The following is a 23,730-nucleotide window of genomic DNA, read 5'->3' as shown; positions in this document are numbered from 1 at the left end:
CAAGGAGAAAAGATGAAACATTATGAGGTTTTATTTATTTTAAAGCCTACACTAACTGAAGAAGAAGTTAGTGCGAAGTTGGAATTTGTCAAAGAAATTCTTAGTAAAAATGGTGCGGAAATTCAAACCGTAGTGCCTATGGGAACGAGAAAGCTCGCGTATAAAATCAAAAAATACGAAAGAGGAACTTATTTTGTAATCTATTTCAAAGCTCCTACAACTCTAATCGCTGAACTTGAAAGGGTGCTTAGAATTACAGAGGAAGTTATAAGATTTTTGATTGTTAAATACGAAAACAAGAAAGAAATTTCTGCTTGGGAAAAACTCTCTCAAGGCATTAAGCAATCAAAAAAAGAAATCAAACCTATCGATGCACCTGAAGTTCAATAGGTAAAAAGATGTTTAATAAAGTTGTTTTGGTTGGAAATCTCACTAGAGACATAGAAATGCGTTATGGGCAAAGTGGCACAGCTATCGGCTCTTCGGCTATTGCTGTTACAAGAAAATTTAGTGCCAATGGCGAAAAACGCGAAGAAACTTGTTTTATCGATATTACTTTTTTTGGCAGACAGGCTGAAGTAGCAAATCAATATCTTTCAAAAGGAAGTAAGCTTTTAATCGAAGGGCGTTTAAGATTTGAGCAATGGAGTGATCAAAATGGGCAAAATCGCTCTAAACATAGTGTTCAAGTTGAAAATATGGAAATGTTGAGCAATAATCAAAGTGGCACTAATGGCAATTTTGGCTCTAGCAACTATGCAGAAGTTCAAAGCTATGACCCTTATAGTGAAAATAGTAGAAAACCTACGCAAAAAGTTCCAAATCAAAATCAAGAAAAAATCAAAGAAATCGATGTCGATGCTTATGATAATGACGATAGCGATTTACCATTTTAAAAGGAAAAATTATGGCAGAAAAAAGAAAATATTCACGCAAATATTGCAAATACACTGAGGCTAAAGTTGAATTTATAGACTATAAAGATACTGCTATGCTAAAGCATGCATTATCTGAGCGTTTTAAAATTATGCCACGCCGTTTAACAGGCACAAGTAAAAAATACCAAGAAATGGTAGAGCAAGCCATCAAACGCGCAAGACATGTAGCACTTATCCCTTACATAGTCGATAGAAAAAATGTCATTAATAATCCTTTTGAAGGATTATAATTAACACTAACTAAGGCTTCCAAAACTCTTCTTTTGCGATAAGCCTTAGTTTTTCATTGATAAAAATTTCCTCATTAACAGCTTCATTTTGATAAGCAACGCTGATATTTACAACAATCACGCCGTGTTTGGATAAATTTGCGTCGGGATTAAGATTAACTAAGCGATTATTTTGACACTCTGCTATGGTGTAAAAATACTCTATTTTTATCTTGTTTGCAGCACTAGGATAAGAAAAATTGATGGAATTTAAGCATTCAAAGCCCTCTTTTTTAGCTTGAAAAAGTGCATATTTGGCAAGTTCCTTTGCATTAAAACTTAAAATTTTAGCTTGAATATAGGCATAACTATCTTTTAAAAATCTTGGCGTATAGCTTGAAATATTTAATCCCACGCTTAATAAAAATCCTACAAAAATCACCAAAAATATAACGCCGAGTAAAATATAAGCTTTTTTCATAATAACATCATCTTTTCCAAACAATGTGAAAAATAAGCTTTTTCCATACAAATTTTAACCCACAAAGCTCCGTCTTTTTTATTTATTTCAAAATCTTCAATCGCATTAATCAACAAAGATTCTTGCTTTAAATTTTCATTAAAAAATTTAGGCTTAAGCACATATTTTAAAGCATTATCTTTAAATTTTAGTTCAAACTTAGCCTTAAGAGGATAAAAAATTCCTTCATTTTGTAAATTTGTAGGATTTAAAAGCTCGATTTTACCCTCCTTTAAGGCATAAAAGTTTTTTTCCTTATCTTTAAAAATGTCCATTTTGTTTTGCAAAAGATAAGAAAAATCGCTTTTTGGAGAATAAAAACTAGCATTATTTTCTAAAATCAACATTGAATTTGTCAATTTTAATTTTTTATTTTCAAGCATAAAAAGACTCTCATCATCTTTTAAAAAGCAAGAAAAACTTTTGTTTGTAATTTGTATATTGACACATTTTGAAAGGATATTTTCCAAATTTAACAAGGCTTGATTCAAATTTAAAATGACTTCATTTTGCTCTAAAGATTTTAAGTGTAATAAATAAAATTCTCTCAAAGGTTTGGCTATAAGCATAGAAATGGTGGAAAAAATCACCAAAGCAATAACAAACTCAAATAAACTAAAAGCTTTTTTCATCGTAAAAATACTGCTTATAAGCACCATCAAATGGCTCTATCTTTTTAAGTTCAAAAATTTCATCTTTTACGCTTGTTTCTTTAACAGATAAGGGTTTTAAGACATCATTACTAATAAAAATTTCTCTCCCATTTGAAGTTTTTAAAAGTCTCGCTTCAAGCACATAAAGTCTTTCAAAAAGTCTTAAAGGGGCATTATTTTTATCAATTTGTTTATAAAAAAGTGAAATGGAGCTAAAAAGAAGGGCTAAAATGATAATAGAAGCAACAAGCTCGATAAGAGAAAATGCTCTCTTCATTTGGAGCTAATATATACAGCTTCCATAAATGCTGCTCTAACAGCTCTTTCTTCCAATACTTTCACGCCTCTTATGCTTACCCCAGCAGGTGAGCAAACACTCTCTTTTATAAAAGCTGGATGTTCGTTGGATAGAAGTGTGGAAAAACTTTTAAAAAGTCCTTGCGTAAGCTTGAGGCTTAATTCTTTGTCCAAGCCCCTATGCACCCCACCATTTGCAAGGCTTTCCGCCACTAAAGAAAGAAAGGCTGGTGCGCAACCACTCAATGCCATAGCACTTGGCATTTGTTTTTCACTAGCCAATTCATAAGCACTACCAAAACTTTCCAAAATTTGGATAATTTCCTCTCTAAAAAGTTCATTTTTTAATATGAAAGGCGTAGTGGAGGCTTTGTATTTAGCAGCGATATTTGGCATAATTCTTGCGGTATTTTTAGCACGGATACATTCCAAATCTTTTAGGCTTGTGTTTGCCAAAACGGAGATTAAAATTCTAGCTTCACCTTTTAAGATTTTAGACATTTCCTCTAAAGCGTATGGTTTAAAAGCCAAGATAACATTTTTATTATCCAGCTCAAATTCATCATAAAGCAAAGTTTTAAAGCCCTCATTTTTTAAAGTTTCAAGCTTTTGAGCTTTGCGTCCTACGATATAAACCTCATAAGTGTCTTTTAAGCCATAGGCTAAGGCACTTGCCATAACACCATTTGCAAGTATGTAAATGCTAGACATTATTTTTTAATATAATTAGAAATTTTTTCTGCTTGAAAGAAATCAGGATAATTCACCGTGTCTAAAATAACTTGTGCCATAGTGTTATTGTCTAGATTGATAACCACAGGGGCAAGGAAATTTACTGTTGATTCTTCGATGGTTTTAGCCAAAGCGACTATATTAAAAACCTGCTGATTAGATTCTGGTGTAAGTGAAAGTAATTCTTGATAATAGGTTGGAATATCAAATTCGTAATCAGGACGAATGAGATAAGGATTTATAAGAACAAAAGAAAAGTCCTTACCATCAAGGCTTTTAAGTCTTACAAATATCTCATCAATGGTGGTAAATTCCATATTTTTAGTTTCTTCAAAACCCAAGATAGGGCATTTAACAGCTAGAGTCATTTTATCTCCTCAAGTTTTATGATTTTTAATTTTATCATAAATAAGCAATAATAATTCCAATTTTTGAATTTTTTACAAAATTAAGGCTTATTAATCAAATTTGATTAAAATTACCCTTTTATTTCAAAGGTTTATTTAATGAAAAAGAATTTGTTTATTTTGACTTTAATCATCGTTTTTTTCACAGCTTGTAGCACAAAAGACAAAGAAGAACTTTACAATCTTAGCTCATCACAATGGTATGCGCAAATCATAAAAGATTTGCAAGATAAAGACTTAGAAAAAGCCGATGCGCATTATAGTGGTATGGCAAGTGAACATATTGCAGACCCTTTGCTAGAACCAGTGCTAATTATACTCGCTCAAGCACATATGGACGAGGAAGAATATCAACTCGCCGAGTTTTATTTGGACGAATATAATAAAAAATTTGGAAATTCTAAAAATGTCGATTACACGCGCTATCTTAAGATAAAAGCCAAATTTGAGGCTTTCGCAGTGCCAAATCGCAATCAATCCTTAATGCTTCAAAGCCAGCAAGAAATAGACACTTTCTTAAAAGAGTATCCAAATACACAATACAAACCCTTAGTGCAAACTATGCTGACAAAATTTAATATCGCCGTGTTTTATTTAGATAGCACCATAGCAGATTTGTATAACAGAACAGATAGACAACAAAGCTATGAAATTTACCAAGAAAAATTGCAAAAATCAGAATTTTTTGAAAAAAGCATTATAAAACCTGAGCTTCCTTGGTATAGAGCGGTATTTGAAAAATTTTAAAGCTTGAAAAGATTTAGGAGAAATAATGGAATTAGAAGACATAGTGGCTGTTAAGCAAATTTTTCCCATTTTAATTGAAGATGAATTATTTTTATATCCTTTTATGATAACACCCATTTTTATTAATGATTCTAAAAATTCTGGTGCCTTAGATAAAGCTCTTAAGGACGATAGTATGATTTTTGTCGCTCCTTCAAAATATGAAAATGGCAGAAGTTTTGATGAGATTTATGATTGTGGTGTTATAGGTAGCGTGATGAGGAAAGTGCCTTTACCTGATGGACGCGTTAAAATTCTTTTTCAAGGACATTCTAAAGCAAGGATAGTGGAAAGAATTTCTACAAAACCTTTAGTGGCTAGGATTGAGCCCATACTAGAAGATTCGTTAGAACCAAAAAAGGGGAAAGCACTTTTAGATGTAATAAAAGAAAAAGTAAAAATTCTTTCTAGTATTAGTCATTATTTTTCACCCGATTTACTAAGAACCATCGAAGAGGGTGTAGATGCTTCAAGAATTTGCGATTTAATTTTAAATACCATAAGAATGAAAAAACAAGACGCTTACGAATTTTTCATTCTTTCAAATTTAGAGATTAAATTGATGAAGCTTATTGATTTATTAATGGAAGAAATCGAAACCAATCGCTTACAAAAAGATATCAAAAATAAAGCGCATTTAAGGATAGATAAAGCAAATAAAGAATACTTCCTCAAAGAACAATTAAGACAAATTCAAAGAGAGCTAGGCTCGGACACGCAAAAAGAAGATGAGGTTAAAGAATACTACAAAAAACTAGAGCTTAAAAAGCCTTTTATGCACGAAGATGCCTATAAAGAAATCAAAAAGCAAATTGAAAAATTTGATAGAATTCATCAAGATAATTCAGAAGCTTCGATGATGCAAACCTACATAGAAACAGCTCTTGATGTGCCTTTTGAGAAAATTTCGAAGAAAAAACTTAGCATAAAGGAAGTGATTAAGCAACTTGAACACGACCATTATGCCTTAGAAAAGCCAAAAAGACGCATTGAAGAATATTTTGCCGTGCGAGAACTCTTAGAAAAAAGAAAGATAAATGATAGAGACGGAGCAAAGGTAATATTATGCTTTTATGGACCTCCTGGCGTGGGTAAGACCTCTCTTGCAAATTCCGTTGCAAAAGCCTTAAAAAGAGAGCTTATACGCATAGCTTTAGGTGGGCTGGAAGATGTTAATGAGCTTCGCGGACACCGTCGCACTTATATAGGAGCGATGCCCGGACGCATTACGCAAGGACTTATTGAAGCAGGGCAAATTAATCCTGTCATTGTATTAGACGAGATAGACAAGCTCAACCGTAGTTTTAGAGGCGACCCCTCAGCTGTTTTACTTGAAATTTTAGACCCTGAGCAAAACTCTAAATTTAGAGATTATTATCTTAATTTTAATTTGGATTTAAGCAAAGCCATTTTTATCGCTACGGCAAATGATATTAGTAACATCCCCTCACCTCTAAGAGATAGAATGGAATTTATAGAGCTAAGTTCTTACACTCCAAATGAAAAATTTCAAATTGCAAAAAATTACCTTATCCCTGATGAACTTAAAAAACACGGCTTAAAAGCCAGTGAGCTTAGCATTAGCAAAGATGGCATTGAATTGTTAATTAGCGATTATACTAGAGAATCTGGAGTGAGAACTCTACGCCGTAAAGTCGCCGAACTCTGCCGTAAAACTGCAAAACAAATTTTGCTTGAAGAAAATAAAAAAATTAACATCAACGCCAAAAATTTACACACTTTCCTAGATAAAAAAGTTTATGAAATTCAAAAACGAGAAAGAGAAGATAAGATGGGACAAGTCAGTGGCTTAGCTTGGACGGCTGTGGGTGGAGATGTGCTGAAAGTCGAAGCAATTAAAATTAAGGGTAAAGGCGAACTTATGCTAACGGGTTCTTTGGGTGATGTGATGAAAGAATCTGCCAAAATTGCTTTCAGTGTCATTAAAGTTTTAATTGACGAGGGCAAAATCAAAATTCCTAAAAAAGTCTTAAGAGATACCAAAAGTAATGTTTATGAGCAATATAATCTTCATATCCATGTGCCAGACGGAGCAACGCCAAAGGATGGACCGAGTGCTGGTATTACTATGGCTACGGCTATGGCTTCCATTTTTAGCGAAAAAAAGGTGCGAAGTGATGTTGCGATGACTGGAGAGCTTGACTTAAATGGGAAAGTTTTACCCATAGGTGGTCTTAAAGAAAAACTTATAGCCGCCTATAAGGCTGAAATCACCACAGCTCTTATTCCAGAAAAAAACTATGAGAGAGATTTAAAAGACATACCGCAAGAGGTAAAAGATAATATGCAGATTATCGCTGTAAAAGAATTTGACGAGGTATTGAAACATTCTCTTGTATGATTGGTTGCGAAGGGGAGATTTGAACTCCCGACCTTCGGGTTATGAGCCCGACGAGCTAACCACTGCTCTACTTCGCGTCAAGTTTAAAGTGGATGGGGTAAAGGGATTCGAACCCCTGAATGACAGGACCAAAACCTGTTGCCTTACCGCTTGGCGATACCCCAGTCAGGTTAAAAAAGTGTAATTATACTTTTTTTTAATATACTTGTCAAGTAAAATTTAATTATAATATTTAATTTTAAGGATTTAAATGAAATTTATAAGCGTAGAACAGGCAATAAAAGATTTAAAAAATGGCAAAATGCTTGTAATGGTTGATGCTGAAGATAGAGAAAATGAGGGAGACATTATCTTTGCTGCACAATTTAGCACTCAAGAAAAAGTTAATTTTATGATAAAAGAAGCTAGAGGCGTGGTGTGCGTAGCTTTAGATGAAAATTTAGCAAAAAAATTTAAGCTACCTTTAATGGTTCCAAAAAATACCTCAAATCACGAAACAGCTTTTACAATAACAGTCGATGCAAAAGAAGCTACAACCGGCGTTAGTGCATACGAGCGTAATATGACTATCAAAATTTTTGCCGATGATAAGACTAATGCAAACGATTTCGTGCGTCCCGGTCATATCAATCCCCTTATCGCTAAAAAAGGCGGAGTATTAGAACGCACAGGACATACTGAGGGAAGTGTGGATTTGTGCCACTTAGCAGGATTAAAGGGTGCTTGTGTAATTTGTGAAATTGTCAAAGATAATGGCGATATGGCTAGAAGAGAGGATTTAATCAAATTTTGTGAAAAATTTCAACTTAATATGATAGCAGTGTCCGATATAATAGAATATCGTTTAAAAAATGAAAGCTTAATCAAACTTAAAAATCAAAGTGTAAGTCATCTAGCAGGATTTAAGGCACAAAAATTTGTCTTTAAAGACCACAACGAAATCTCTCACATAGCCTTTTGTTTCAATAAACCAAGAAAAAGTGAAAATGTTAAATTTCATATTAGTGGGAGTGATTTTGAGCTCTTAACATCAAATAAATTCTCAAAACTTTTGAGACAAATTGAATTTTTATCACAAAATGGCGGAATTATTATTTTTATGCAGGGAGAAAAATCCAATGCGATACAATTTAAAAATTACGGCATAGGTGCACAGATTTTAAGGTTTTTCAATGTGGAAGAGGTCAATTTAATGTCGCAAAGCTATGATAAAGATTTTATCGCTCTAAAAGGCTTTGGACTTGATATTAAGGCGTGTAAATTTAAAGGAAAATAACACCAAATTCCAACCCCTACTCCAAAACAATTAACCAGAGTAAGCTCTTAAAAGAGCTTACCCACTTTAAAACAATATTTTTGCTAAATTTCATTTTGCCCTCCACAATTTTTACTCCTCCACCACAAAAAACAAACATCTTTCAATAATTCCCAATTCCCTCCCTAATTTCATCTTCCCTTAAGTTTCTTTATGTATAATTTCAACTTTCACTTTCTAAATAGCATTACAACACTCTTAGAAAGGCGTTCTTTAACTTATCATTGTTAAGAGTCACAAGCAAGTTTTAATAAAAACAATTTTACTGAACTTGTTAAAGGGTAAAACAAATTTATCTTTTCTTTAGTGTTACTAATAAAAGAAATTAAAAATTATACTTTTTTAATTTTCCTAAGTTTATAAACTCATCTCTTAAATGATTTAAGGATTAGTTTAAAATAAAAGCTAAAGACAAGTTTCAAACTCACAGCTTAGTTTCTTTGATTAAGTGTTTGAATGCTTTCCGTCTTAAGATAAAGAGTTTTATCATTAAACTTTAGCAAGGAAGTGATGCGTTTTAGAATCAAACATAACACAATAAGTTTATTATGTTATAAAACTTTTTTAGTTTAAGGAAATAAGTTAAGGTAACTTCTAGTTAAGCTTAATATTTTATTAGGTTTGGCGGGGTAGGCCTTTAGCTTGCTTCTTAGTCAAGGCTTTGCCTTGACGCTAAAGAAGGTTAAAAGGTAAGCTACTAAGAGCGAATGGTGGATGCCTTGACTGGTAAAGGCGATGAAGGACGTACTAGACTGCGATAAGCTAGGTAGAGCTGTCAAGAAGCTTTGATGCCTAGATTTCCGAATGGGGCAACCCAATGTATAGAGATATACATTACCATAATGGAGCGAACGAGGGGAATTGAAACATCTTAGTACCCTCAGGAAAAGAAATCAAAAGAGATTGCGTCAGTAGCGGCGAGCGAAAGCGCAAGAGGGCAAACCCAGTGCTTGCACTGGGGGTTGTAGGACTGCAATGTGCAATAGGAAAGGTTAGCAGAACACTCTGGAAAGTGTAGCCATAGAGGGTGATAGTCCCGTATGCGAAAACCTAACCTTAGCTAGCAGTATCCTGAGTAGGGCGGAACACGAGAAATTCTGTCTGAAGCTGGGTAGACCACTATCCAACCCTAAATACTACTACCAGATCGATAGCGAACAAGTACCGTGAGGGAAAGGTGAAAAGAACGGCGGTGAGCCGAGTGAAATAGAACCTGAAACCATTTGCTTACAATCATTCAGAGCACTATGTAGCAATACAGTGTGATGGACTGCCTTTTGCATAATGAGCCTGCGAGTTGTGGTGTCTGGCGAGGTTAAGCACACGCGAAGCCGTAGCGAAAGCAAGTCTTAATAGGGCGCTTAGTCAGATGCTGCAGACCCGAAACGAAGTGATCTATCCATGAGCAGGTTGAAGCTAGTGTAAGAACTAGTGGAGGACCGAACCCGCTAGCGTTGAAAAGCTATGGGATGACTTGTGGATAGGGGTGAAAGGCCAATCAAACTTCGTGATAGCTGGTTCTCTCCGAAATATATTTAGGTATAGCGTTGTGTCGTAATATAAGGGGGTAGAGCACTGAATGGGCTAGGGCATACACCAATGTACCAAACCCTATCAAACTCCGAATACCTTATGTGTAATCACAGCAGTCAGGCGGCGAGTGATAAAATCCGTCGTCAAGAGGGAAACAACCCAGACTACCCGCTAAGGTCCCCAAATCTTACTTAAGTGGAAAACGATGTGAAGTTACTTAAACAACCAGGAGGTTGGCTTAGAAGCAGCCATCCTTTAAAGAAAGCGTAATAGCTCACTGGTCTAGTGATTTTGCGCGGAAAATATAACGGGGCTAAAGTAAGTACCGAAGCGGTAGGCTTGTGCTTAGTTAAATTCTTTGATATTTTATCATTTAGATTTAAAACTAACGATAGTGGTTCTTGCCTTAGCAAGAAAGTTTTAAAATATTTTAGGATAAAGAATTTTACTAAGCGCAAGCGGTAGGAGAGCGTTCTATTTGCGTCGAAGGTATACCGGCAAGGAGTGCTGGAGCGGATAGAAGTGAGCATGCAGGCATGAGTAGCGATAATTAATGTGAGAATCATTAACGCCGTAAACCCAAGGTTTCCTACGCGATGCTCGTCATCGTAGGGTTAGTCGGGTCCTAAGCTGAGTCCGAAAGGGGTAAGCGATGGAAAATAGGTTAATATTCCTATACCAACATTAGTGTGCGATGGAAGGACGCTTAGGGCTAGGGGGCTAGCGGATGGAAGTGCTAGTCTAAGGTTGTAGGTGCTTACACAGGCAAATCCGTGTGAGAATACACCGAGAACTCAAAGGCTTTTCAAAGTCTTCGGATAGCGAGAAGAACCCCTGATGCCGTCGAGCCAAGAAAAGTTTCTAAGTTTAGCTAATGTTGCCCGTACCGTAAACCGACACAGGTGGGTGGGATGAGTATTCTAAGGCGCGTGGAAGAACTCTCTTTAAGGAACTCTGCAAAATAGCACCGTATCTTCGGTATAAGGTGTGCCTCCCTTTGTATTAGAATTTACTTCGAAAGCAAAGAAGGTTACAACAAAGAGTCCCTCCCGACTGTTTACCAAAAACACAGCACTCTGCTAACTCGCAAGAGGATGTATAGGGTGTGACGCCTGCCCGGTGCTCGAAGGTTAATTGATGGGGTTAGCATTAGCGAAGCTCTTGATCGAAGCCCGAGTAAACGGCGGCCGTAACTATAACGGTCCTAAGGTAGCGAAATTCCTTGTCGGTTAAATACCGACCTGCATGAATGGCGTAACGAGATGGGAGCTGTCTCAAAGAGGGATCCAGTGAAATTGTAGTGGAGGTGAAAATTCCTCCTACCCGCGGCAAGACGGAAAGACCCCGTGGACCTTTACTACAGCTTGACACTGCTACTTGGATAAGAATGTGCAGGATAGGTGGGAGGCTTTGAGTATATGACGCCAGTTGTATATGAGCCATTGTTGAGATACCACTCTTTCTTATTTGGGTAGCTAACCAGCTTGAGTTATCCTCAAGTGGGACAATGTCTGGTGGGTAGTTTGACTGGGGCGGTCGCCTCCCAAATAATAACGGAGGCTTACAAAGGTTGGCTCAAAACGGTTGGAAATCGTTTGTAGAGTATAAAGGTATAAGCCAGCTTAACTGCAAGACATACAAGTCAAGCAGGGACGAAAGTCGGTCTTAGTGATCCGGTGGTTCTGTGTGGAAGGGCCATCGCTCAAAGGATAAAAGGTACCCCGGGGATAACAGGCTGATCTCCCCCAAGAGCTCACATCGACGGGGAGGTTTGGCACCTCGATGTCGGCTCATCGCATCCTGGGGCTGGAGCAGGTCCCAAGGGTATGGCTGTTCGCCATTTAAAGCGGTACGCGAGCTGGGTTCAGAACGTCGTGAGACAGTTCGGTCCCTATCTGCCGTGGGCGTAAGAAGATTGAAGAGATTTGACCCTAGTACGAGAGGACCGGGTTGAACAAACCACTGGTGTAGCTGTTGTTCTGCCAAGAGCATCGCAGCGTAGCTAAGTTTGGAAAGGATAAACGCTGAAAGCATCTAAGCGTGAAGCCAACTCTAAGATGAATCTTCTCTAAGCTCTCTAGAAGACGACTAGTTTGATAGGCTGGGTGTGTAATAGATGAAAGTCTTTTAGCTGACCAGTACTAATAGAGCGTTTGGCTTACTTTTATAAAGCATCACTTCCTTGTTAAGGTTTAAAGCCTTAAAGGGTAAAGAGTTTTATTAAAACTTGCTCTTAACATTGTTTTTTAAGTGTTTATCGCTTTGAAATGATTCTTGTTTGAAATTCTAAATTGAGTTTTTGCTTGGGTAAAGAATAAGGATTAAAATTGTAGAAGCTTTATTGTAATCTAAGCTAGGCAAAGACAGAAAAAATGAAGTCAAAGCTAAATGAAACTTGAGGCTTATAAACATTTAAATAACAATGTCCGTGATTATACAGATGTGGAAACGCCTTGCTCCATCCCGAACCAAGAAGCTAAGCACATCGTGGGTGATGATACTACGCCTTACTGGCAGGGGGAAAGTAGCTCATTGCGGACTTGTTGTTTAAAACTTACCGCGAATTACACTTTCTTTCTTTCAAGTTTTTATATTTGTTTTTATAAAGCTAACTAAGGCTTTAAGGTTTTTTAGTGTTTTTTAGGTGTATTTATAGCAATATACTTTTCTAAGCACACGCTCATACACTACACTTTACAAAGCTTATCTCCATAAAAGGCTCTCATCGCTTTAGCATATTGTTTTTATGGCTTTTATATTTGTGATAAAGCCAAGAGAGACAAAAGACAAATCCAAACCCATAAAAAACTAGCTTTTCCGCCTCCTTGATCCATTTGCAAAAGTGGATAATCCGCCACAAAAGGCGTTAAAAGCCTTTTAAACGCATCAAAGTTTGATAAGCTTTTATTGTTTTGCTCCATTTAATATTTTTTTACCATTTCTTTCATCGCAAAGATACATAACATTCTTACAATTAAAAGCATTAATTTCATCTAAAAGAGTTTTCATTTTTTCCCTTCTAACATTTTCAAACTCTTCATAACTCCAACATTTAGAATTCATATGAAATCCTTGTTCTTTGCACTCCACAACTTCCTTGAGATTACTAAGCGGAGAATCTAATTTATCAAAGCACCATTCGATTTTGGCTAATGTTTCTTTGTAATTTGCAGGGTTTTGATAATAAGCCTCATCTTTTTTCTCGGTATCCACCATATCACTACCACAACCTGCCAAAAATAAAGTGACAGTAATAACCACCACTTGCACCTAAACCTAGTTTAACAACTTTTTTCATTTTTACTCCTTTAAGATTTAATTATTTTATTTTTTAGCCTCTAAGGCTTTATTTTTTTATATCTTTTTATTTTTTAAATCATTTACATTTTCTTTATTGCCACCTCCCGCAAGGATTTTTTCAATTCTATCAAAAAAAAAAAAAAAACAAAATTCCCAAAAATATCTTAATCTAACTCGTTTTAAGAATATTTAAGTAAAATAATACATTTGTTTTTAGGAGCATAAATGACTTGTTTATATCCTGGTAGCTTTGACCCTATCACAAATGGGCATTTAGATGTGATAAAAAGGGCGTTAAAAATTTTCGATAAGGTGGTTGTCGCCATCGCTCAAAGTGAGCATAAAAATCCTTGTTTTAGTTTGGAAAAACGCAAAGATTTAGCCTTGCTTGCTACAAAAAATTTGAAAAATGTTGAAATTATCACTTTTAAAAATTTACTTGTGGATTTAGCTAAAGAACTTGAGATAAAAACTGTTATTCGTGGGCTTAGGGCGGTGAGCGATTTTGAATACGAGCTTCAAATAGGCTATGCTAATAATGCTTTATGGAGCGAATTTGAGACGGTTTATTTGATGCCAAATTTAAAAAATGCTTTCATTTCAAGCTCCATAGTGCGTTCCATCGCGGCACACGGGGGTGATGTAAGCTCCCTTGTGCCAAAAGAAATTCTACCATTTTTAAAGGATAAATCTTGTATATAGTGTTAGAGGGGATTGACTGCGTAGGGAAAAGCACCCAAATCGAACTTTTAAAGCCCATTTTTAAAGACGCCATTTTCACAAGTGAGCCTGGAGCCACGAAACTTGGAGAGCATTTAAGGGAATTGTTGCTTAATCGACCTTACCCCATTTCATCTAAGGCAGAGCTTTTGCTTTTTTTAGCCGATAGAAATCAACACTACGAAGAGCTTTTAAGAGAAAATGAAGAAAAACTCATCATTAGTGATAGAAGCATTATTTCAGGTATGGCTTATGCGAAGAATTTTGACCTTGATATATTATTTAATCTCAACGCTTTCGCTCTTAATGATTTCTTCCCTCAAAAGGCGATTTTTTTAAGAGCTGATGAGGCTTTATTAAAAGAAAGAATGGCACAAAAAAATTTAGATAGCATAGAAAAACGAGGGGCTTGGTATTTTATGGAAGTGCAAGAAAAAATGGAAGAGGTTTTAAATTTCTTAAAACTTAAAATTGACCTTAAAGTTTTAAATCTTGACGCAAGAGAAAGCATAGAAAATTTGCATAATAAAATAAAGGAATTTATCGATGATTAATGCTTTGAAAGGTATGAAAGATGTGGAGGGCAAATATGCCTTTTATTACACGAAAATCATAAAAATTTGCGAAGAAGTTGCTAAAAATTATGGCTTTAGTTTTATTAACACACCGCATTTAGAGCTTAGCAAACTTTTTAAAAGAAGCGTTGGGGAAAGCTCTGATATAGTCGGTAAGGAAATGTATGAATTTATCGATAAGGGTGGCAATAAAGTCTGCTTAAGACCAGAGGGGACGGCTGGAGTGGTGCGTTCCTACATAGAGCATAAAATGGATAAAGCACAGAGTGTAAAACGCTGGTTTTATCACGGCTCAATGTTTCGCTATGAAAGACCGCAAAAGGGGCGTTTGAGAGAATTTCATCAATTTGGCGTTGAAAGTTTTGGCACGACAAGTGTCTATGAAGACGCTTCACTTATCTTAATGCTAGTCGAAATTTTTACCCGTCTTAATATCAAATTTAGCCTTATTATCAATTCTTTAGGTTGTCCTCAATGCCTACCTAGTTACAAAAAAGCCTTAATGGAATTTTTAGACAAGCAAGAGGGTTTGTGTGAAGATTGCTTAAGACGCAAGGATTTAAATGTCATTCGCATTTTAGATTGCAAAAATGAGCATTGTCAAAATTTGCTTCAAAACGCTCCCCTTCTTAGTCAAAAGCTTTGCCCTTCTTGTCAAAAAGATTTTACGCTTTTACAAACTTGCTTAAAAGAAAATGGCGTGGAATTTAAGCTTGACGATAAGCTTGTAAGGGGGCTTGATTATTATTCTAAAACGGCTTTTGAATTTATCAGCGATGAGATAGGGGCTAAAGCGGCGATTGCTGGAGGTGGGAGATATGATAGATTGATAGAATATCTTGGTGGTAAAAGTGGTTATGGCGTAGGTTTTGCGCTTGGCATTGAAAGATTAATTGCGATTTTAGAGCAAAAAGAAGAAGAGTGCGAACGCGAGGGAATTTATCTTTGTGCTATGGATGAGAATTATGTGCCAAAACTGCTTCAAATCGCTACAAATTTAAGGAAAAATAAAAAGGTGTTTTTATCTTATGAAGCGAAAAAACTCGCCAAACATCTCGCAAATGCTGATTCTGCAAATGCTGAAATTTTCTTATGTATGGGCGCAAATGAGGCACAAAATCAAAGCTTATTTTATAAAAATTTAAAGACAAAAGAAGAAAAGCAAATTTTAATCTCAAATTTGGAGAGTGGTTTATGAATAGCTATGGAATAGACATTTGGGGAGATGAAAATTTCGTCATTAAAAATGGCAAAGTTTGTGTGAATTATGGTAAAAAACCCGCCATTATCGATATGGTTAAAAAAATGCGTAATGACGGATACAGAGGTCCCCTACTGCTTCGTTTTCCTCATCTTATACAAAAGCAAATTGAAAATATTTATGGGAGCTTTACTAAGGCGCGTAAGGAATTTGACTATAAAGGGGGTTTTAATGCTGTTTATCCGCTTAAAGTAAATCAATATCCCGGCTTTGTCAAAAACCTAGTCAAGCTTGGAAAAGATTATAATTACGGGCTTGAAGCAGGCTCAAAAGCCGAGCTTTTACTTGCAATGGCGTATAATAATGAAGAAGCACCCATTACGGTCAATGGCTTTAAGGATAGAGAGTTGATTAATATAGGCTTTATCGCCGCTGAAATGGGACACAACATCACGCTTACCATAGAGGGCTTAAATGAGCTTGAGGCGATTATCGACATCGCTAAAGAACGCTTCACTCCTAAACCAAATATAGGCTTAAGGGTGCGTCTTCATTCTGCTGGGGTAGGAATTTGGGCTAAAAGTGGAGGGATAAATTCCAAATTTGGGCTGACTTCAACCGAACTTATAGAAGCTGTGCATTTGCTTAAAGAAAATAAACTTATTGAGCAATTTAGTATGATACATTTTCATCTTGGCTCACAGATTAACGAAATTCACCCACTTAAAAAAGCCCTGAATGAAGCGGGAAATATTTATACAGAGCTAAGAAAAATGGGAGCTAAAAATTTAAAAGCTATTAATCTTGGCGGGGGTTTAGCGGTCGAATACTCACAATTTAAAGATGAAAAAAGTCGCAATTACACCTTAAGAGAATATGCTAACGATGTGGTTTTTATCCTTAAAAATATCGCCGAGCAAAAAAGCGACATTGAGCCTGATATTTTCATAGAAAGTGGGCGTTTTGTCGCCGCTTCACACGCGGTTTTAATCGCCCCTGTTTTAGAGCTTTTCTCACAAGAATACGCAGAAAGTAAGCTCATCTTAGAAAAACAAAATCCAAAACTCATTGATGAATTGTATGACCTTTATAAAAACATAAAACCCTCCAACGCCTTAGAATATCTACACGATAGCATTGACCATTTAGAGAGCATTTTAACGCTTTTTGATTTGGGCTATGTGGATTTAAAAGACCGCTCAAATGCTGAAATTTTAACCCAACTCATTAGCAAAAAAGCAATTTTGCTTCTTAAAGACAAGCAAAATGCAGATTTACTTGCGATACAAAATGAAGTGCAAGAGCGTTATTTGGTAAATTTCTCCCTCTTTCAAAGTATGCCTGATTTTTGGGGTTTGGAGCAAAATTTTCCTATTATGCCACTTGATAGGCTCGATGAAAAGCCTACAAGAAGTGCTAGTATTTGGGATATTACTTGTGATAGTGATGGTGAAATTTCTTATTCTAAAGATAATCCTCTCTTTTTACACGATGTTGATGTGGAGAAGGAAAATTATTTTTTAGGTTTTTTTCTTATGGGTGCTTATCAAGAAGTGCTTGGAATGAAGCATAATCTTTTTACCCACCCAACCGAAGCTGTCATTGAAATCGATGAGAAAGATTATAGCATTAAAAGCATTATCGAAGCACAATCCATACTGGATACTTTAGAAGATTTAGACTATGATATCCACGCGATTATGGATATTTTAAATGAGCGAATTTCTGGCTCAAAACTTGTCGATGAAAAACAAAAAAAGCACATTTTGGGTGAGCTTTATCTTTTCTTAAATGATAATGGTTATCTCAAAAGCATAGGGATTTAATTATCCAAATGACTTAAAATGAAATTTTGAAATTCTAAGCTATCATTAGGACAGGCGATGAGATGATAGTTTTTTGTGGCGATTTTTCTATATTCGAGTTCAAGTTCAAAAATCGTTTCAGAACAATCAATGCAAAAAGAAAGTGGATAAATCAAAGCTTCATTTTTAAGTCCCTTTAAAATTTCCTCCGTGCTAGGACCAAGCCATTTTACGGGTCCTAATTTGGACTGGTAAGAAAGCAAAATCGTATCAAATTTATCACTTAATTGCTTTTTTAAAAGCTCAAAATGCTCCCTAATGTGCTTTTCATACAAATCCCCCTTTTTTATCACAGAAATAGGCAAGGAATGTGCCGAAAAAATCAAACTTTTTTTACGCTCCGGCAAAAAAATTTCATTTGCCTTTAAAATATGCTTAATTATCATCGCATTATAATTCTCATCTTTGTAAAAAAAATTCACCTCTTTAATTTTTGCCTCAATCTTTTGTTTTTTTATCTCATTATGTAAAGCCTCAAGGGAAGTTGTGGTTGTGGTTTGAGAGTGATGAGGATAAAGAGGGAAAAGGATTAGCTCATCTTCACTTTTAAGCGTATATTTTTCCAAAATTTCCTTAGCAAAAGGCGGGACATAAAGATTGATAAAATCAAATTTAAAACTTTCTTGCCTGGAATTTAGCTTTTCACAAAGCGAAGCGGTTATAAAATTAAGTGGAGAAGAGCTTCCTATTTGCTTGTAATTTTCCCTCATCGCCCCCACTCTTGCTTTTGTAATGCAAAAGGCAACAAAAGAGCGTAAAAAACCATTTTTAATCCCCAAAATATAAGGGTCATTAAACATATTTTTTAAAAAAAGTTCGCAATCTTTTAAATTTGTTGCCCCACCCATATTTAAAAACAAAACAAGCTTCATCATATCCCCTTGAAAAAAGCTTGATTATAGCTTAATTTTACTTAATTTTGCTATCATTAAGCTTTTAGAAATTTTGATAGGAAAAGCAATGGATATTAGAGAAGCTTATTTAAATTTTTTCGCCTCAAAAGGACACGAGATAACAGCCTCAAGCCCCCTCGTGCCTGATGATGCAAGCCTACTTTTTACAAATGCGGGTATGGTGCCTTTTAAAAGTATTTTTACAGGTGAGCTTCCACGCCCTACTCCACCACGAAAAACTAGCTGTCAAACCTGCATAAGAGCAGGTGGAAAACACAATGACTTAGATAATGTCGGCTACACCGCACGCCATCATACCTTTTTTGAAATGCTTGGGAATTTTAGCTTTGGAGACTATTTTAAAGAACAAGCCATCGCTTATGCTTGGGAATTTGTAACGCAAATTTTAGAGCTACCTAAAAATAAGCTTTATGTAACGGTTCACGAAAATGACGATGAGGCTTTTGAACTTTGGCAAAAGCACATTGAAAAAGAACGCATTTATAAATTTGGTGATAAGGATAATTTCTGGCAAATGGGCGATACAGGTCCTTGCGGACCTTGTAGTGAAATTTTTTACGACCAAGGGGCGGAGCATTTTAATTCAAGCGAGGATTATATGGGCGGTGATGGAGACCGCTTTTTAGAAATTTGGAATCTTGTCTTTATGCAGTATGAAAGAAGTGCTGATGGAAAACTCACACCCCTACCAAAGCCTAGTATTGACACAGGAATGGGACTTGAGAGGGTTATGGCAATTAAAGAGGGTAAATTTAGCAACTTTGACAGCTCACTTTTTATGCCTATCATCAATGAAATAGCCACGCTTTGTGGTAGGGCTTATGTTTATGAAAGTGGGGCAAGTTTTAGAGTGATAGCCGACCACATCCGCTCAAGCACTTTTTTACTAGCACAAGGTGTCAATTTCGATAAAGAAGGGCGCGGCTATGTTTTACGCCGGATTTTACGCAGGGCTTTAAGACACGGCTATTTACTAGGACTTAAAGAACCTTTTATGTATAAGCTCGTTGATGTGGTTTGTGAGCTAATGGGGAGACATTATGCTTATTTAAACGAGAAAAAAGAGCAAATCAAAGAGCAAATCAAACTTGAAGAAGAACGCTTTTTAAGCACCATAGAAAAAGGGATAGAAATTTTTAATGAAGAATTAGCCAAAACAACAAGCGTTTTTAGTGGAGAAGTGGCTTTCAAGCTTTATGATACTTACGGCTTTCCGCTTGATTTAACTGCTGATATGCTAAGAGAGAAAAATTTAAGCGTCGATGAAGAGCGTTTTGAAACGCTAATGCGTGAGCAAAAACAAAGAGCAAAAGCCGCTTGGAAAGGAAGCGGGGATAAGGCTATGAGTGGGGATTTTAAAGCCTTGCTAGAACGCTTTGGCAAAAATGAATTTGTAGGCTATACGCAAAACGAATGCAAAAGCCAAATTCTAGCTCTTCTAGATGAAAATTTCAAAACACAAGATAAACTAAGTGTGGGGCAAATAGGCTGGGTTTTCTTAGACAAAACCCCTTTTTATGCAAATAGTGGCGGACAAGTGGGCGATAAAGGATTTTTGGGCGAAAGTGAAATTAGTGATACGCAGAAATTTTTTGAACTTAATCTTAGCAAAATTACCGCCAGACAAGAACTTAAGCCAAACGATACACTTTTAGCACACATTGATGAGGATAAAAGAGAACAAATTGCAAGACATCACTCCGCCACGCATTTGCTGCATTATGCTTTACGCGAAATTTTAGGCACTCACATCGCTCAGGCTGGTTCTTTGGTGGAATTTAATAAATTGCGTTTTGATTTTAGCCATCCAAAAGCTTTAAGTAAAGAAGAGTTAGAGAAAATAGAAAATTTGGTCAATAAAATGATAATTTCTTCTCACCCAGCCAGACTTGAAGAAATGTCCTTAGATGAAGCTAAAAAAAGTGGTGCAATCGCTCTTTTTAGCGAAAAATATGAAGATAAAGTAAGGGTTTTAACCTTAGGCGAGAGTAAAGAGTTGTGTGGCGGAACGCATGTGAAAAATAGTGCTGAAATAGGAAGCTTTTTTATCCTTAAAGAAAGCGGGGTAAGTGCTGGAGTTAGACGCATTGAGGCTGTCGTGTCAAAAGCAGCACATTCTTACGCTAAAAATGCTTTAAAAGAGCTTGAAAATTTAAAAGAAGAGCTTAAAAACAATGATTTAATGAGTGGTATTTCAAGGCTTAAAAATGAAATTTCAAGACTGAAAAACGAGCTTAAAAACTCAAATTCTAGCGAATTAAAAAGTGAAAATATCAAAGGAGTGCAAATTTGTGTCGCCAAAATAGAAAGTGGGGACATAAAGGCAATGATTGATAATTTTAAAAATCAATTTGCAAAAGCTGTTATTTTACTCATCCAAGAAAAAGAAGGCAAAATCAATCTCGCCGCAGGGGTTAAAGAAGCACCTTTAAAAGCGGGAGTTTTGGTTAAGGAAACGGCACAAATTTTAGGTGGAAATGGCGGGGGCAGAGATGACTTTGCCACAGCTGGAGGCAAGGATAGCTCCAAAATCAACGAAGCCTTACAAGAGGCTAAAAAACTTATAGAAAAGGGACTTTAATGCTTGTTCTAGCCTCAAGTTCTAAAATAAGAGCCACTTTATTACAAAATGAGGGTATAGAATTTAAGCAAGTATCTTTTGACTATGATGAAGGCTTGACAAAAGACATTAATGCTAGTCTTTATGTGCAAAAAATCGTCCTTGAAAAAGAAAGGCAATTTTGTGAAAAAAATACCCACAAAGATGAAAATCTTCTTTTTACTGATAGTGTCGTAAGCGTTAAAGGACAAATTTTAACGAAGGCTAAAAATGATGAGGAGGCACTCAAAATGCTTCAAATGCAAAGTCAAAATGAAGTAAGTATTTTAAGTGCTTTTTTACTTCAAAGTCCTAAAAAAAAGATTTTTTCTCTTTCAAAAACCACACTTTTTTTGGATAAATTTGACGAAGATGACTTAAAAACTTACATCCAAAGTAAGCTTTACCTCAATAAAGCGGGTGCAATAATGTGCGAGGGCTTTCATCAAAAGTATATTTTAAGACAAATTGGCACTCTTAATACAGCCTTAGGGCTAGACACTCAAACTTTAAAGGCATATTTATGAAATTTTTAAAATATTTTTTCTCTTTTATCGCCCTTGTTTTCATTTGCGCGGTAATTTATATTAGCTATCTTTTTACAAGTGCGGATACTGAGGGTTACACCTTTAAAGAATACAGCCCTCCATTAACAAGCCAAATTTATGACAAAAATGGCAAACTCATCGCAAATATCTTCGAGCAGCACCGCTTTTATGCTAAATATGAAGAACTTCCCCCAAAACTTATCGAAGCCTTGATAGCCATTGAGGATACGGCTTTTTTCGAGCATAATGGTGTCAATATTGATGCAATTTTTCGTGCTGCATTAAAGATTATTAAAACGGGCGGACAGACTATGGAGGGTGCCTCCACACTAACGCAACAATTTATCAAAAACACAGAGCTAACGCCTGAAAGAACGCTTAATAGAAAAATCAAAGAAGCCCTACTCGCCTACAAAATGGAAACCTTTCTAACTAAAGAACAAATTTTAGAGAGATATTTAAATTTCATCTTTTTTGGACACGGATATTATGGCGTCAAAACAGCAGCTAGGGGCTATTTTCATAAAGAATTAAATGAGCTAAGTCTTAAAGAAATCGCTATGCTTGTGGGTATGCCAAAAGCCCCAAGCTCTTATGACCCTACAAAGCATCTTGATTTAAGTATTTCAAGGGCAAATAATGTTATAGCAAGATTGTATTCTTTAGGTTGGATTTCTCAAAGTGATTACGAAATAGCAATGAAAGAAGTGCCAAAAATCTATGATGACACCCTAACGCAAAATGTCGCACCTTATGTGGTCGATGAAGTGGTTAAGCAATTAAGTCCGCAGTTTAACGACTTAAAAACTGGGGGCTATCAAATCACGCTTAATTTAGACCTTGAAGTGCAAAAAATGGCGCAAGAAGCCTTAAAATTTGGCTATGATGAGATAGTTAAACGCGACAAAGATGCAAATTTAAGCACTCTAAACGGCGCTATGGTTGTGGTAAATCATCAAAATGGCGATGTTTTAGCCTTAGTGGGTGGGGTGGATTATGAAAAAAGTAATTATAATAGAGCCACACAAAGCACAAGGCAACCAGGAAGCTCTTTTAAGCCTTTTATTTACCAAATCGCCATTAATCTTGGCTACTCGACTATGAGTGAAGTAGCTGACATTTCACGCATTTTTGAAGGTGGGGCTGGAAATAATGAAGACTGGAAGCCTAAAAATTACGGAAGCAATTTTCAAGGACTCATTACGCTAAAACAGGCTTTAACAGGCTCAAGAAATCTTGCTACCATTAACCTAGCCCTTGAAATAGGACTTGATGTGGTGCATTCTAAGCTTTTAGAATTTGGCTTTAATGCAAATATCCCTGCGAATTTATCCATAGTGCTTGGAAGTTTTGGAATTTCGCCTTTAGAATTTGCTAAATTTTATACGATGTTTGGGAATTATGGCGTGGTAAAAGAGCCTATTTTAATTAAAGAAGTGAAAAATAAAAATGGCGTTTTAGTCGCACAATTTAGCTCAAAAGAGACAAAAGTAAGTAAGCCAGAACAAAGCTTTTTGGTGCTTGATATGATGAAAAGTGTTGTTGAAAAAGGCACAGGACGCAATGCTAGAGTTGCAAATATAGAAATAGCTGGCAAAACAGGAACAACTAATAAAAGTGTCGATGCGTGGTTTTGTGGACTCACGCCAGAAATCGAAGCTTTGATTTGGTATGGCAATGATGATAATAAACCTATGCGTTACACTGAAGGTGGTGCTAGAACTGCTGCTCCCGTATTTAGAGATTTTTTAACACGCTATGTTGCAGCATTCCCAGAAACAAAACGCAAATTTGATGTGCCAAATGAAGTAAGACGCGGTACTTATAATGGCTCTAGGGAGTATTATACGCCTAAATCGCCTTTACCAAGTAAAAAATATCATCAAAATGAGATTTTGTTTTAATGCAAAAGTTAAACGAGACTGAAACTAGAAAACTCTTAATCGACCCTGCATTAGAGAAAGCAGGATGGAATTTTGAATATATAAAATTAGAATACGGTATCCAAGCCAAAGATTATGAATTTAGCGATGGGGAAATGAAAAAAGATGGTAAAAGAAAAAGCAAAAAGAAAGCTGACTATGTGCTTTTTCATAAAGAACATTACCTCGCCGTGATAGAAGCAAAAGCCAACGATAAGAATCAAGCGAAGGGCTAGAACAGGCAAAGAATTACGCAAAATCTCTTCAAACGCCTTTTGCTTTTGCAAGTAATGGCAAAGAATTTGTTTTATTTCAATTTAATCAAGATTTTAAA

21 protein-coding genes, 2 tRNA genes and 2 rRNA genes are annotated in these 23,730 nt (G+C 35.9%); 16 read left to right on the top strand and 9 right to left on the bottom strand.

The window, feature by feature from the left end; translation table 11 throughout:
- Positions 1-12 precede the first annotated feature (12 nt).
- The 3 genes from rpsF to rpsR are packed head-to-tail and all read left to right on the top strand — an operon-like array spanning position 13 to position 1,168.
- Entirely contained in the window at positions 13-390 is a 378-nt protein-coding gene (rpsF, locus tag CHELV3228_RS02205) for a 30S ribosomal protein S6 (RefSeq protein ID WP_082199337.1), read from the top strand.
- Between the two features lie 8 nt (positions 391-398).
- The gene (locus CHELV3228_RS02200) at positions 399-896 is read left to right on the top strand and encodes a single-stranded DNA-binding protein (protein ID WP_082199336.1); all 498 of its coding nucleotides are present in this window, start codon (positions 399-401) and stop codon (positions 894-896) included.
- 11 nt (positions 897-907) lie between these two features.
- On the top strand, positions 908-1,168 hold the full coding sequence (gene rpsR, locus CHELV3228_RS02195; protein WP_082199335.1) for a 30S ribosomal protein S18: 261 nt from the start codon (positions 908-910) through the stop codon (positions 1,166-1,168).
- Positions 1,169-1,178: 10 nt separating this feature from the next.
- Here rpsR and CHELV3228_RS02190 read toward each other — a convergent pair whose 3' ends face one another.
- From CHELV3228_RS02190 to fliW, 5 genes are read right to left on the bottom strand one after another with little or no spacing between them, the layout of a single operon-like run.
- Complete coding sequence (locus CHELV3228_RS02190; RefSeq protein ID WP_082199334.1) at positions 1,179-1,628, bottom strand: hypothetical protein; 450 nt, start codon at positions 1,626-1,628, stop codon at positions 1,179-1,181.
- Positions 1,625-2,299, bottom strand: a complete 675-nt coding sequence (locus tag CHELV3228_RS02185) for a prepilin-type cleavage/methylation domain-containing protein (protein ID WP_082199333.1) — start codon at positions 2,297-2,299, stop codon at positions 1,625-1,627. Before CHELV3228_RS02185 ends, CHELV3228_RS02190 begins: the two co-directional genes overlap by 4 nt.
- Positions 2,283-2,597, bottom strand: coding sequence for a type II secretion system protein (locus CHELV3228_RS02180; protein ID WP_082199332.1), 315 nt, complete (start codon positions 2,595-2,597; stop codon positions 2,283-2,285). The genes CHELV3228_RS02185 and CHELV3228_RS02180 overlap by 17 nt, the downstream gene beginning before the upstream one ends.
- A complete protein-coding gene (locus CHELV3228_RS02175; RefSeq protein ID WP_082199331.1) occupies positions 2,594-3,328 on the bottom strand; it encodes a pyrroline-5-carboxylate reductase in 735 nt (244 codons plus the stop codon). Before CHELV3228_RS02175 ends, CHELV3228_RS02180 begins: the two co-directional genes overlap by 4 nt.
- On the bottom strand, positions 3,328-3,717 hold the full coding sequence (fliW, locus tag CHELV3228_RS02170) for a flagellar assembly protein FliW (protein ID WP_082199330.1): 390 nt from the start codon (positions 3,715-3,717) through the stop codon (positions 3,328-3,330). The genes CHELV3228_RS02175 and fliW overlap by 1 nt, the downstream gene beginning before the upstream one ends.
- Positions 3,718-3,855: 138 nt before the next feature.
- On the opposite strand from fliW, the gene CHELV3228_RS02165 reads away from it, so the two are divergent.
- Together CHELV3228_RS02165 and lon are read left to right on the top strand one after the other, a co-directional pair.
- Positions 3,856-4,503 carry an outer membrane protein assembly factor BamD gene (locus CHELV3228_RS02165; RefSeq protein ID WP_082199329.1) on the top strand — a complete coding sequence of 216 codons (648 nt, stop codon included), beginning with the start codon at positions 3,856-3,858 and terminating at the stop codon, positions 4,501-4,503.
- Positions 4,504-4,528: 25 nt separating this feature from the next.
- On the top strand, positions 4,529-6,904 hold the full coding sequence (lon, locus tag CHELV3228_RS02160) for an endopeptidase La (protein ID WP_082199328.1): 2,376 nt from the start codon (positions 4,529-4,531) through the stop codon (positions 6,902-6,904).
- Between the two features lies 1 nt (position 6,905).
- Here lon and CHELV3228_RS02155 read toward each other — a convergent pair.
- Positions 6,906-6,981, bottom strand: a tRNA-Met gene (locus CHELV3228_RS02155).
- Positions 6,982-6,993: 12 nt separating this feature from the next.
- Positions 6,994-7,068 (bottom strand) — tRNA-Gln (locus tag CHELV3228_RS02150).
- A gap of 86 nt (positions 7,069-7,154) precedes the next feature.
- On the opposite strand from CHELV3228_RS02150, the gene CHELV3228_RS02145 reads away from it, so the two are divergent.
- The 3 genes from CHELV3228_RS02145 (at position 7,155) to rrf (ending at position 12,293) form a co-directional block, all read left to right on the top strand.
- Complete coding sequence (locus CHELV3228_RS02145; protein WP_082199327.1) at positions 7,155-8,180, top strand: bifunctional 3,4-dihydroxy-2-butanone 4-phosphate synthase/GTP cyclohydrolase II; 1,026 nt, start codon at positions 7,155-7,157, stop codon at positions 8,178-8,180.
- A gap of 726 nt (positions 8,181-8,906) precedes the next feature.
- Positions 8,907-11,918, top strand: a 23S ribosomal RNA gene (locus tag CHELV3228_RS02140).
- 258 nt (positions 11,919-12,176) lie between these two features.
- A 5S ribosomal RNA gene (rrf, locus tag CHELV3228_RS02135) occupies positions 12,177-12,293 on the top strand.
- Between the two features lie 363 nt (positions 12,294-12,656).
- On the opposite strand, the gene CHELV3228_RS02130 is transcribed toward rrf, so the two are convergent.
- Positions 12,657-13,013, bottom strand: a complete 357-nt coding sequence (locus tag CHELV3228_RS02130) for a hypothetical protein (RefSeq protein ID WP_139021795.1) — start codon at positions 13,011-13,013, stop codon at positions 12,657-12,659.
- Between the two features lie 264 nt (positions 13,014-13,277).
- Here CHELV3228_RS02130 and coaD point away from each other — a divergent pair, with 264 nt between their 5' ends.
- From coaD to speA, 4 genes are read left to right on the top strand one after another with little or no spacing between them, the layout of a single operon-like run.
- Positions 13,278-13,754: a pantetheine-phosphate adenylyltransferase gene (coaD, locus tag CHELV3228_RS02125; RefSeq protein WP_082199325.1), complete on the top strand. Its 477-nt coding sequence runs from the start codon at positions 13,278-13,280 to the stop codon at positions 13,752-13,754.
- Complete coding sequence (gene tmk, locus CHELV3228_RS02120; protein ID WP_082199324.1) at positions 13,745-14,326, top strand: dTMP kinase; 582 nt, start codon at positions 13,745-13,747, stop codon at positions 14,324-14,326. Before coaD ends, tmk begins: the two co-directional genes overlap by 10 nt.
- On the top strand, positions 14,319-15,545 hold the full coding sequence (gene hisS / locus CHELV3228_RS02115) for a histidine--tRNA ligase (protein ID WP_082199323.1): 1,227 nt from the start codon (positions 14,319-14,321) through the stop codon (positions 15,543-15,545). Before tmk ends, hisS begins: the two co-directional genes overlap by 8 nt.
- Positions 15,542-17,374 (top strand): biosynthetic arginine decarboxylase, encoded by a 1,833-nt coding sequence (gene speA, locus CHELV3228_RS02110; RefSeq protein WP_082199322.1) that lies wholly within the window; start codon positions 15,542-15,544, stop codon positions 17,372-17,374. Before hisS ends, speA begins: the two co-directional genes overlap by 4 nt.
- Here speA and hemH read toward each other — a convergent pair.
- On the bottom strand, positions 17,371-18,285 hold the full coding sequence (gene hemH, locus CHELV3228_RS02105) for a ferrochelatase (RefSeq protein WP_082199321.1): 915 nt from the start codon (positions 18,283-18,285) through the stop codon (positions 17,371-17,373). The two genes, speA and hemH, sit on opposite strands and share 4 nt — an antisense overlap.
- A gap of 88 nt (positions 18,286-18,373) precedes the next feature.
- Here hemH and alaS point away from each other — a divergent pair, with 88 nt between their 5' ends.
- The 4 genes from alaS to CHELV3228_RS02085 are packed head-to-tail and all read left to right on the top strand — an operon-like array spanning position 18,374 to position 23,632.
- A complete protein-coding gene (alaS, locus tag CHELV3228_RS02100; protein WP_082199320.1) occupies positions 18,374-20,908 on the top strand; it encodes an alanine--tRNA ligase in 2,535 nt (844 codons plus the stop codon).
- Positions 20,908-21,453, top strand: a complete 546-nt coding sequence (gene maf, locus CHELV3228_RS02095) for a septum formation inhibitor Maf (RefSeq protein ID WP_082199319.1) — start codon at positions 20,908-20,910, stop codon at positions 21,451-21,453. The genes alaS and maf overlap by 1 nt, the downstream gene beginning before the upstream one ends.
- On the top strand, positions 21,450-23,378 hold the full coding sequence (locus CHELV3228_RS02090; protein WP_082199318.1) for a penicillin-binding protein 1A: 1,929 nt from the start codon (positions 21,450-21,452) through the stop codon (positions 23,376-23,378). The genes maf and CHELV3228_RS02090 overlap by 4 nt, the downstream gene beginning before the upstream one ends.
- Positions 23,378-23,632, top strand: a complete 255-nt coding sequence (locus CHELV3228_RS02085) for a type I restriction endonuclease (protein WP_082199317.1) — start codon at positions 23,378-23,380, stop codon at positions 23,630-23,632. The genes CHELV3228_RS02090 and CHELV3228_RS02085 overlap by 1 nt, the downstream gene beginning before the upstream one ends.
- Positions 23,633-23,730 lie beyond the last annotated feature (98 nt).

The sequence above is a fragment of the Campylobacter helveticus genome, from assembly GCF_002080395.1.
Lineage (GTDB): Bacteria > Campylobacterota > Campylobacteria > Campylobacterales > Campylobacteraceae > Campylobacter_D > Campylobacter_D helveticus.
The sequence above is the reverse complement of the archived record's forward strand: the minus strand, read 5'-3'. Positions and strand labels throughout refer to the sequence as shown.

Bases quoted from the DNA above. Each gene is read 5' to 3' on its own strand.
- rpsF (WP_082199337.1), top strand. From the start codon at position 13: ATGAAACATTATGAGGTTTTATTTATTTTAAAGCCTACACTAACTGAA.
- CHELV3228_RS02200 (WP_082199336.1), top strand. From the start codon at position 399: ATGTTTAATAAAGTTGTTTTGGTTGGAAATCTCACTAGAGACATAGAA.
- rpsR (WP_082199335.1), top strand. From the start codon at position 908: ATGGCAGAAAAAAGAAAATATTCACGCAAATATTGCAAATACACTGAG.
- CHELV3228_RS02190 (WP_082199334.1), bottom strand. From the start codon at position 1,628: ATGAAAAAAGCTTATATTTTACTCGGCGTTATATTTTTGGTGATTTTT.
- CHELV3228_RS02185 (WP_082199333.1), bottom strand. From the start codon at position 2,299: ATGAAAAAAGCTTTTAGTTTATTTGAGTTTGTTATTGCTTTGGTGATT.
- CHELV3228_RS02180 (WP_082199332.1), bottom strand. From the start codon at position 2,597: ATGAAGAGAGCATTTTCTCTTATCGAGCTTGTTGCTTCTATTATCATT.
- CHELV3228_RS02175 (WP_082199331.1), bottom strand. From the start codon at position 3,328: ATGTCTAGCATTTACATACTTGCAAATGGTGTTATGGCAAGTGCCTTA.
- fliW (WP_082199330.1), bottom strand. From the start codon at position 3,717: ATGACTCTAGCTGTTAAATGCCCTATCTTGGGTTTTGAAGAAACTAAA.
- CHELV3228_RS02165 (WP_082199329.1), top strand. From the start codon at position 3,856: ATGAAAAAGAATTTGTTTATTTTGACTTTAATCATCGTTTTTTTCACA.
- lon (WP_082199328.1), top strand. From the start codon at position 4,529: ATGGAATTAGAAGACATAGTGGCTGTTAAGCAAATTTTTCCCATTTTA.
- CHELV3228_RS02145 (WP_082199327.1), top strand. From the start codon at position 7,155: ATGAAATTTATAAGCGTAGAACAGGCAATAAAAGATTTAAAAAATGGC.
- coaD (WP_082199325.1), top strand. From the start codon at position 13,278: ATGACTTGTTTATATCCTGGTAGCTTTGACCCTATCACAAATGGGCAT.
- hisS (WP_082199323.1), top strand. From the start codon at position 14,319: ATGATTAATGCTTTGAAAGGTATGAAAGATGTGGAGGGCAAATATGCC.
- speA (WP_082199322.1), top strand. From the start codon at position 15,542: ATGAATAGCTATGGAATAGACATTTGGGGAGATGAAAATTTCGTCATT.
- hemH (WP_082199321.1), bottom strand. From the start codon at position 18,285: ATGAAGCTTGTTTTGTTTTTAAATATGGGTGGGGCAACAAATTTAAAA.
- alaS (WP_082199320.1), top strand. From the start codon at position 18,374: ATGGATATTAGAGAAGCTTATTTAAATTTTTTCGCCTCAAAAGGACAC.
- maf (WP_082199319.1), top strand. From the start codon at position 20,908: ATGCTTGTTCTAGCCTCAAGTTCTAAAATAAGAGCCACTTTATTACAA.
- CHELV3228_RS02090 (WP_082199318.1), top strand. From the start codon at position 21,450: ATGAAATTTTTAAAATATTTTTTCTCTTTTATCGCCCTTGTTTTCATT.
- CHELV3228_RS02085 (WP_082199317.1), top strand. From the start codon at position 23,378: ATGCAAAAGTTAAACGAGACTGAAACTAGAAAACTCTTAATCGACCCT.